Consider the following 8492-nt stretch of genomic DNA (forward strand, 5'->3'; position numbering starts at 1 on the left):
GGACGGCAGAGCCGTCCGCGATGAAAGAAACCTGTACGCGGCACTTTTTCGTTTAACGCCTGTGGACGTTCCTCTCCCCCTTGGGATGCGGCGGGATTGTCGTTCACTCCATGGCGACCGCGCCGCCGCCTCCGGCGGACTCTTCGGCCGGCTTGTCGAATTCGGGCGGATTCACGACGAGCGTGCCGGGCTGATCGCCTTTCACGAATTCGAAGTTGAAGCCGAGCAGCTTGACGGGGTAGTCGAGCTTTTTATCGTTGTTTCCGCCGTAGACGATGAGATTCCTGCCCTGCGGAATGCGGGTCAGGTCGAAACGCATCAGGCGCGTTTCGCCTTCCGCCGGTTTGATGTTCTCCTTCAGTTGGAAGGTTTCTCCCTTCGCATCCTGGACCAGGAAGCTGACCGAATGGACGGCGGCTTTTTCGGGACGGAAGCTGATTTCGACATTCTTCGGCCAGCTTGCGGCGTCGCGGGCGACGACCGGCAGCCGGGTGGAGAAGAGCGATGCGTAAGCGCGGCCGCCCGGTGTCCGGCTCACGACAAGCTCGGACTCATTTTTCCCTTTGCCGAGCGTGTAGCCTTCGCCGTAGACCGTCCACGCGCCGGGTTCCCAGCGGGTCAGCGGCCGGGCGCGTTCCCACTCCCGGACCAGAATCGATCCGTCCGCCGCCGCGCCGGGCTTCAGCTCGAAGTTGAATCCGAGCAGCCGGACCGGAAAATCGACTTTGCCGTCGCCGCCCTTGTGGACGATCACTCCCTTCCGGAGAATTCCCGAGGCGTCGAAGCGCAATAAGCTCCACTCCTTCTCCGGCGGCGCGATATTCTGCTTGAGCTGGAAAATTTCTCCGCTGCGGTCCATGAAAAGAAGGTTGACCGCGTGAATCATCGCGCCGTCGGGACGGACCGGCAATATGACGTCGGTCTCGAGCCCCGCCGCATTTTCGGCGAAGAGCTTCGGCGTGCGCAGATAGAAACTGGCAAACGGAGCGCGGTCCTTCTCCCAGCTGATCCGGATTCGGGCGCCGTCCGCATCGGAGGCGAGTTTGAATCCCTTTGCGTAGGTGATCCAGTCGGCCAGCTTCAGCTTCTTCGTTTCGGTGCGGAACACGACCGTATCCTGAAACTCCACGCCCGGTTCCGTTTCGAAAAACGCGTCCAGATAGAAGAGCTGCCCCGGCTTCGCGCCGCGCGGCACCGGAATTTTGAATTCCGCCTCGCCCATGCCGTCGGCGGGGAGGTCGAGTTTCACCACGGAGGGCTCGACTTTCCACGCCCACTCGCGCCAGTTGCTCTTCGGCACGAGCCGGAGGCTGCCGGAGAGCGGTTCACCTTTCAGGTTGTAAACGTGGACCTTCACGCTTTCCGCCGTCCCTGCCGCGAGTTCCGGAACCGTACCGCTCATCAGGTCGCAGGCGCGCGTTTTCTGCTTCGGCAGGATTTTCACTTTTGCGCGCGGCAGGTTCAGCGGCGGAACCGCATGCGCCGTCGATACCGGTTCGAGTTCGGGCTTCAGCCTGCCGCGGACGAAAACCGGATATTCACTGACCGGAATCTCGACAGAGCCGTTCTTCACATCCAGCTTCGATGCGCCGCCGGAGAGATTGAAGAGCTCGACGGAGCCGCCCTCCGCCGGCAATGCGACCGGCTGCGGAGCCCTGACCATGTCGAAGAACGGGATTTTGAACTGATCGTAGCCGTAGGGGTCGTTGCGCCAGAGCGTGACGACGTCGCGCCCTTCCGCGTCCCGGAAGGCCAGCCCGGCGATTTCGCCGGATTTCAGCGAGTGGCCTTTCACGAAACCGCTGAATTTTGCTTTGCCGAGCAGTTTCGCCGTGGCCCGGAAGCTTGCGGCCCCCGGTTTCGGCCGTCCGTAACGGTCGAGCATGCCGAACTCTTCCTCGAGCGAATCGACCGGAACGTCGCGGAAGTTGTACGGGATCACCTTTGCCGCACCGAACGCAAGGCCGCCGGCCATGACCTTGGGCTGGTGGATCGCCTGGTAGCGCCGGACCTCGTCGAGCGTCCGCACCGGAATCATATGCATCGAACTGTAAGTGCAGCCGCCGATTTCGGTCAGCCAGACCGGTTTCTCCGGGATTCCGGCGGCGTTCTTCCAGCCGTTCATTTCGCGCATCTTTCCGGCGATGCCCCAGAACATCGGCACATAGAAGCCGTAGATATGGCTGGCGATCGAATCGCAGAAGGCCGCTCCGCCGGTCCGGAACACGGGCGCATGGATTGCATTCAGGTCCCCGGCCATGACATTGCAGTCCGGATCGGCCAGCTTGGCGGCCTTGTATCCGGCCTTCAGCATCTGGGCGTAATCTTCCGGCAGGACCTTCCAGTAAGTCGGTTCGTTGCCGAACTCCCAGTCGCGCACGACATCCTTATGGGCCGAGATCAGGTTGTAGACCTGCTCTGCATACCAGGCGTAATCGGCCGGAATGCCGTGGGCGGCCCACTTCCGGACCAGTTCAGGATGCCCGGCCCGGTTTTTCGCAAGACCGTCATAATCGCTGACGCCCGAACCGGTGATGATCGCCAGCGGGTTCAGCCCGGCCGCCCGGATGCGGCGCAGCACGCTCTGGGAGCCGCCGATGTCATTGTAACCGACATCGACACGGACGTTGCTGACGCCGAGACGGCGCAGCAGGTCGAAATCGAACTCCTCGAAGCTGTAGCGGCGTTCGCGGCGTGTGATGTGGCAGGTGAAGCCGAAGTTTCCCTCCGCGCCGTTGTCGGCGGCGTCGCGCATGACGGCGAGCGGAATGACGACGCTCCCGCCGTTGAATGAAGCGTCCTCCGGCGTGACGCGCAGCTCGTAGTAACCGTCCGCCGCCGGAAGTTCGATCGGCAGTTCGGTCACTCCGGGTTTCAGCTGCGGTTCGACCTGCTTGTTCCAGACCGGCCGGTTCGCAAAATCGCGCAGCTCGAGCCGGAAAACCGATTTGTGCGCCGGGGCGTCGGAACGGATCCGCAGCTTCGCCGGTTCCGCATCGTCGAAAAAGAAGTTGTTGCGCCGGTTCAGGCGGTCGCCGATCTGCAGCGGAGCCGTGGCGGCGACGCGGAAGCCGGCCGTTTCCCGCCCCTCGTACTCCGGCTGCTGCCAGAGGCGCGCGGTGTTCAGGCTGGCCGCGTCCGTTGCCTTGTCGTCGGCGCCGAGCACGAACGGGGCGCCCGCGTAAAATTTGTTCTCCATGTGCTCCCGGAGCCCGGAAGCATGTTTCACGATGCCGTAGCGGGACGGCTCGCTCCGGGTTTCCGCGTTCAATTCGCGGAATTTCCCATCGCCGTCATACCAGCCGGCCTTGAAGAATTCGTGCATGTCGGGCAGAACATAGACCCGCGCCGCATCCGGGAAGGTCAGATCGCGGTAGCCGACGATCGCTTCGAACGTCCTGCCGTTTTCGCGCGGCTTCTCCGCGATCGTGTAGGCGCCCTGCGCGGCATCTCCGGTCGTCAGCCAGTTGCAGTAGCGGGCCGCGTTGACCCGGCTCACGAAGTTCACGCCGTCCTCCTCCCGGCCCGGCGCGGGGGCATACTTCCAGGCGCCTTCGCCGCCGGAGCGCACGATTTTCATGCGTTCGTCGAACAGCCGGTGCGGATCGGATTCCGCGGCGCAGGCGTTCAGAAACTCCGCATATTCCGCATTCGACACCTCGGATCTGCCGATCCGGTACGGATAGGCGACGCCTCCGCGCGGATACGGGTTCGGCACCTCGTGAAAATAGACCTTTTTGCCCGGATTCCCGGCATCGCCGACCATGACGAGCTCGGGGGCGGCGGCCAGGGAGAATCCGGCCAGAAGGCCGCACAGCAGCAGAGTGTGTTTCATCGGCGGCTCCTCAGTCGAACTTGTTCGCATTGTTCTTGTCCCAGAGGTTCGTCCCCCACCAGACATATCCTTTCCCCGGGAACTGGCCGTTCAGCCAGTTGTCGTTCCAGAGGCCGGGGCGGCGCAGTACGGAGGCGACATGCCCGTCGAGAAAGGCCATATTGCCGGAATTGCCGTGTTCGAAGCGGAAAAGCCCGAAGGTATTCACATTCCGAAGCCATTCCCACTGACCGACATAATGGGTCGTTTCGAGGATGGTCGGGCAGACCGACGCCTGCTTGATCCGGCCGGGACGGACTACGACATGGAACGGGGAGCCCTCCGCGCCATCCTTGTGATGCCGGATGATGCCGGTATTCGCTCCATATCCGCCGGTGCCGTAGTTCTCCTTGTTCAGCGTATTGATGTTGTCTCCCAGTTTCATTGTGCGGCCGGGACAATCCCACAACTTAACCGACGGGCGATTCGTGGTAGATGAAAAAGAGTTTTTCTCCCAATATGCTCCGCCGAGGTAAAGCTTGTCGAGCTTGGCGTGCCACTGTTCGCGGCCGTCCCAGCTCCACGGCGGAACCGCCAGCGGCAGCACGCCGAAATCGTTGCAGTACATCGAAACGGCGCCGGTGATCTGCTTCAGGTTGTTCTTGCAGCTGGAACCCTTTGCGGCGCCGCGCGCCTGGTTCAGCGCCGGCAGCAGCATCGAGGCGAGAATCGCGATGATCGCAATGACGACCAGCAGCTCGATCAAGGTGAATGTTCTCTTTTTCATGATGGTCCCCCGTTTTGTAGTGGTGAGCTTTTTCATTCGGAAAACTGTGGTGCGTCCATGCCGTTTTTCGTCAAATCCTTCACGCTTTCGCGTTCGATCAGATGTTGCGGAAAAAAGAGGTTGTGGTTCTTCGGCTTGAGTTTGCCGAGCACGATATCGACGGCGGTGCAGCCGAGCTTTTCGTAATCCATGGTCACGACGGTGAGCCCGGGCGTCAGATAGCGGTACAGATCGCGTTCGCCTTCGCCGATCACGCTGATCCGGTCCGGAACCGGCAGCCCGGCCTCTTTCAGCGTCTTGAGGGTGACCAGGGCACCGCTCGACGATTTGTAGATCAGTGCGGTCAGGCCGAGCTTTTTGATCTGGTCGAGGTTGTTTTCCGTCAGCTGCACCGCCGCATCGAGCGAGCTCTCCCAGGAGCGGATTGTCGAACTGAAAATCCGCTCCGGCCCGAATTCGATTCCCTCGCGCTTCATTGCCGCAATCAGGGTTTTTCGGTACAGGTCGTTGTACTCGCTGCGCGGTTCGTTCCGGACGAAGCCGATCCGGCGGTGTCCCTTTCTCAGCAGGACTTCAACGGTTTTTTCGGCGCAGTTGACGGCGTCGGGGGAGAGGATGTAAACGTTGTCCGGCAGGTAGTTCGCATAAAAATACATGCTGTCGACGACCACGATCGTCATCGGCAGGCTGCCGAGAGCCTCAAGCCGTTCGGCATCCATCCGGTCGGCGCCGACCAGCAGGATCAGGCCGGAGCAGTCGGATTGCGCCTTGACGAATTCGATCAGCGATTCGGTCGAGGTGTCCGGATAGATTTTGCAGTCGACCATATTACAGCCCTGAAGCCGGGAATAGTGCGCGATCGTGTGCACCATCTTCCAGGTGCTTTCATCCGGATAATCATTGTAGGCGAAGAGAAGGTTGCGGACTCCGGCGGCTTTCCCCTGCAGCCGTGCCACGGTTCTATGCTTGCCGGCGGCGACGATGCCGGAGCCCTGCCGGCGGACGATCACGCCGTCGTTTTCAAGTTCGGAGAGCGCCCGGTTCACGGTGGCGAGCGAGACATTGAACTGGTTCATCAGCTCGCGGACCGTCGGCATCCGCATCGCGGACTCCGGTTTGACCGCCACAGCCTCCAGATAGGATTTGACTTTCAGATATTTCAGCGGGGGCATGGCAATTTCCTGTTTTTTGTACCACTGTTGCGATACTATTATTATGAATCAAAACAGGTGAATTGTCAAGAGCATGAAGAAAAAAAATCGGAAAATTCAAAGAAAGGCGTCATGCCTGCAAACATGGGAAGGCGACTTTTGCCGTCTTTCACGTTTGCAGGCGTGCAGCAGGAGATCCCGGGTCAGAACCGTTCCCGCGGTTCGAAACGGAAGAGCCGCATTGCCCAGTTCGCATCCGGATTTTCGACGATCCGGTTGTACTGTTCGAGACTGACCCGGCAGAGCCCGATGGTGTCGTCGAGCGTTTTTTCGAGTTCGTTGTACTCGGTCAATGGCTCCGGATCGGGTTCCTGCAGCTCCTTCACGACGGCGGCGGCTTCGGTGTCCATGCGGAGCTGTTCGGCGATCGGCGCGGAGAGCGGGAACTCCGGCAGGTCCGGCGCCAGCTGCCGCGCGAGTTCGGCACGCCGCTTCAGGATGATCCTGATGTGGGCGAGCTGGCGGTCCAGCTGGCTGCGGCGCATCGAAAGCGAGTTGTACAGGTAGATGAACAGGATGGCGACGGCGATCAACACGAATGCGATGATGCTCGTCGTACTCGAATAATCGGCGACATGGCCGAAAAACGCGGGTCCATTCATAACGACGCTTCTCCTCTGATACAAGTTTGTCTATAATGTACCGCGTTTTCCGGCACGGGTCAAGCGCTACTTCCGGTTGCGGCTCATATAGTCGGTCAGAAGCTTCATGCGCGGGGTTGATTCATACCGTGTTTTGTCGTCCGGGTCGGTGGAGTGCTCGGCGCTCCAGCCGTCCCATTCGCGGAACGCATGATAGGTCCAGTCCCAGCCGTACTCCTCGAAGAGATCGATATAGTCGGCCAGGTACTGTTCGGCGCCCGGCGCCCAGCGTGCGGCGCCGAACTCCCCGACATAGATCGGAACCTTGTACTGCTGCTGGAATTTCACGACCGGTTCGAGCGACCGGCGCAGCATCTCCTTGTTCCACACGCGGCCGTCATGTTTCACGCCGGGATAGGCGCCGACCATTTTTGCGCCGTGCACCCCCTGATGCGTGTATCCGTGCGGCAGGTAGCAGTGGACTGTGTAGATCGTGTTCGGCACATCGATCGGCCGGAGCGAACCGAAACCGACCGGATTGCCGCCGACGGCACAGGCCACGATGATCGGCGTATCGGGATCGATTTCGCGGATCGCCTTTCCGATGCGTTCCGCCAGCCGGTTCCAGTCGAGTGCGCCGCCCGGCCGGTAAACGTAGGAGGGTTCCAGCGGCTCGTTCAGGATATCGTAGCCGTAGATGTTCGAATTCCCTTTGTAATGTCTGGCGATTTCGCGCCAGAGGTCGACGATCATATCCTGGGCTTCGGTTGTCCAGATGCCGACGTTCTGCAGGATTTCATTCATGGTGGCCGGTCCGCTGTGGAGGTCGATCACGACTTTGATGCCGTACTTTTCGAATTCAGGCAGGAGCCGGTCGAGATCCGCCATGCGCGCCTCGCCCCATTTCCGGTACTTTTCCGGCGTGTTGGCATCTCCGCCGCCTCCGAACTGGTAACGGACCAGATTCCCATGCCATTTTTCGCCGAATATGCGGATGGCGTCGTTGTCGCCGCGCAGGCTGCCGACCATGGCGCCGCGGTACTGCGGGGTTTTCTGGAGCGGCTGTTCATTGATATAAGTGCAGGGGGAGGGAACCGGAACCAGCGTCAGCTTCACGTCCGCATATTCGGCGACGCCCGATTTGCCGGCGTGTCCGAACCGGAGTTTGAGGTCGCCGGCATAATCCGGGATCTGGACCGAATACGCGAATTTGCGCCAGTCGTAACTGCCTTTGTCGCCGCCGCGCGACGGATAATATTCGCCTGGTCCCTGGATATAATCGGGAACGATCTGGAGTGTCCCGGAGAGATCCTGCCCTTTAACCATGGCCTCCACGGTTACGAGCCGTCCGCGCAGTTTTGAGGCATCGAGCTTCATTTCGGCCGGCCGGTCGCCGCCTTTGATCCGGATGGAGTTTTGTCCGTCCGGACCGCCGCCCGGGATAAACTCCGCGCCGGAGACCTGTGCCGCCGCTTCCGGCGTTTTGAACGTTTCCTCGAAAACCACGCCGGAAAGCGAGTCCGGCGGTGCAGAGGGAGTCATGCAGCCGCCGAGCGCGGCTGCAACGATGCAGGAGAGCGGGACCAGTTTCTTCAACATCATCATTCATTCTCCAAGGTTGCAAGATAAGCGATACGGATTGTGGAAAAGTATATTCCCGATTCCGGTAAGATGCAAGGCGTATTTAGGTATTTTCATTAAAACTGCTCAAAAATCGTGAAAAATGGTCTGCTCTGAGCTTGCAAGCTGAAAAATTGATGATATATTAAGAATCCGTTGCCCCTGAAGTTGGGGATGTTGGTTGAAATTTCTGGTTTGGGTTTCTGGAAAATTATTGAAAAATAATGAAATCCGAGCTTGAAAATATCGGAAAAGGGTATATTTTAAATCCCTGTTGCGCCTGATGAGGGACGCGGTTGCTGGAAAACGGAGCGAGCCGGAGTTTTGAGAAAGATTGAAAAATCTTCGAAACGCGGCTTGACAAGTTTCAGAAAAGAGTTATATTAAAACTCTGTCGCGTCCCACTCGGGGCGAGCTGATTGAAAATTGAATAGTGCGATGTAACTCGTAATTATTTTTGAGATTACATGTAGATTTCT

5 protein-coding genes are annotated in these 8492 nt (G+C 59.6%); all 5 read right to left on the minus strand.

What is annotated here, in order from left to right; genetic code table 11:
* Positions 1-103: 103 nt before the first annotated feature.
* The 5 genes from FYJ85_RS14520 to FYJ85_RS14540 all read right to left on the minus strand — a co-directional run bounded on the left by FYJ85_RS14520 (position 104) and on the right by FYJ85_RS14540 (position 7998).
* A complete protein-coding gene (locus FYJ85_RS14520; RefSeq protein ID WP_154419314.1) occupies positions 104-3835 on the minus strand; it encodes a hypothetical protein in 3732 nt (1243 codons plus the stop codon).
* 10 nt (positions 3836-3845) lie between these two features.
* Positions 3846-4601, minus strand: coding sequence for a prepilin-type N-terminal cleavage/methylation domain-containing protein (locus FYJ85_RS14525; protein WP_206213207.1), 756 nt, complete (start codon positions 4599-4601; stop codon positions 3846-3848).
* Between the two features lie 32 nt (positions 4602-4633).
* On the minus strand, positions 4634-5773 hold the full coding sequence (locus FYJ85_RS14530) for a substrate-binding domain-containing protein (RefSeq protein ID WP_106053685.1): 1140 nt from the start codon (positions 5771-5773) through the stop codon (positions 4634-4636).
* 182 nt (positions 5774-5955) lie between these two features.
* Complete coding sequence (locus FYJ85_RS14535) at positions 5956-6414, minus strand: LemA family protein (protein WP_154419316.1); 459 nt, start codon at positions 6412-6414, stop codon at positions 5956-5958.
* A 66-nt stretch (positions 6415-6480) separates the two neighbouring features.
* A complete protein-coding gene (locus tag FYJ85_RS14540) occupies positions 6481-7998 on the minus strand; it encodes a glycoside hydrolase family 5 protein (protein ID WP_106053683.1) in 1518 nt (505 codons plus the stop codon).
* Positions 7999-8492: the final 494 nt, after the last annotated feature.

It is taken from the genome of Victivallis lenta (assembly GCF_009695545.1).
Taxonomy (GTDB): Bacteria; Verrucomicrobiota; Lentisphaeria; order Victivallales; family Victivallaceae; genus Victivallis; species Victivallis lenta.

Excerpts from the sequence above, each read along its gene's own strand:
- FYJ85_RS14535 (WP_154419316.1), bottom strand. The coding sequence starts at position 6,414 with ATGAATGGACCCGCGTTTTTCGGCCATGTCGCCGATTATTCGAGTACG.
- FYJ85_RS14530 (WP_106053685.1), bottom strand. The coding sequence starts at position 5,773 with ATGCCCCCGCTGAAATATCTGAAAGTCAAATCCTATCTGGAGGCTGTG.
- FYJ85_RS14520 (WP_154419314.1), bottom strand. The coding sequence starts at position 3,835 with ATGAAACACACTCTGCTGCTGTGCGGCCTTCTGGCCGGATTCTCCCTG.
- FYJ85_RS14525 (WP_206213207.1), bottom strand. The coding sequence starts at position 4,601 with ATGAAAAAGAGAACATTCACCTTGATCGAGCTGCTGGTCGTCATTGCG.
- FYJ85_RS14540 (WP_106053683.1), bottom strand. The coding sequence starts at position 7,998 with ATGATGATGTTGAAGAAACTGGTCCCGCTCTCCTGCATCGTTGCAGCC.